General features: G+C 40.7%; 1 protein-coding gene. It reads left to right on the plus strand.

What is annotated here, in order from left to right; genetic code table 11:
* A partial coding sequence (locus A3766_RS05015) for an FAD-dependent oxidoreductase (protein WP_156508702.1) occupies window positions 1–1,058 on the plus strand: 1,058 nt, incomplete at its 5' end.
* Window positions 1,059–1,087: the final 29 nt, after the last annotated feature.

Raw genomic sequence — 1,087 nt, forward strand, 5'->3', positions numbered from 1 at the left:
TTGAAGATAAAATTAATCGTTTTGCAGATAAAGACTCCCACCAGATTTTCGTCGAGCCTGAAGGGCTGACAACGCATGAGTTATATCCAAACGGCATTTCAACTAGTTTGCCCTTTGATGTGCAAATTGACTTAGTGCGTTCAATGAAGGGCTTCGAGAAAGCACATATTACGCGGCCTGGTTATGCAATTGAGTACGATTTCTTTAACCCTCAAGACTTGAAACAAAGCCTAGAGACAAAGTTTATCGAGAACTTGTTTTTCGCTGGCCAAATTAACGGCACAACTGGTTATGAAGAAGCCGGTGCCCAAGGTTTACTTGCTGGTATGAATGCTTCGTTGAAAGCAAGTGGTGATATGCTTTGGTGCCCTCGTCGAGATGAAGCTTATATCGGAGTACTGGTTGATGATCTGATTACACTAGGAACCAGTGAGCCTTACCGTATGTTTACAAGCCGTGCTGAATACCGTTTGTTACTACGCGAAGATAATGCTGACCTAAGGTTAACTGAGATCGGACGTAATTTAGGTTTTGTAGGCGATGAGCGCTGGTCACAATTCTCAAGCAAGCGCGAAGCAATCGAGAAAGAAACAGAGCGTCTAAAAACAACTTGGGTGCAACCTGGCTCAGAAGGTGGGAAGATTGCTGACAAATATTTTGATCGACCTATTTCGAGAGAATACAGCCTTCGTGACTTGCTAAAGCGTCCTGAAATCAATTATCAAAGTATTGCTGAAATAAACGGTGATCCAACAATTTCTAATGCTGTTGCTGAACAGATTGAAATACAAACCAAGTATGATGGTTATATCAGTCGTCAACAGGATGAGATTGATCGTTTAAGAAAGAATGAATTAACCAAGCTGCCAATCGATTTCAATTATGATGGAATTTCTGGTCTATCCAATGAGATTAAGCAAAAACTATTAGAGGTTAAACCAGAAACAATTGGCCAGGCATCTAGAATTCCGGGAATTACACCGGCTGCTGTGTCATTGGTACTCATATATCTGAAGAAAAAATCTTTATCTAAATCAATCAAACATGAAAGTGCCTGATTTCGGCACTTCACGTATCTTAAAAGAGA

It is taken from the genome of Oleiphilus sp. HI0132, from assembly GCF_001635845.1.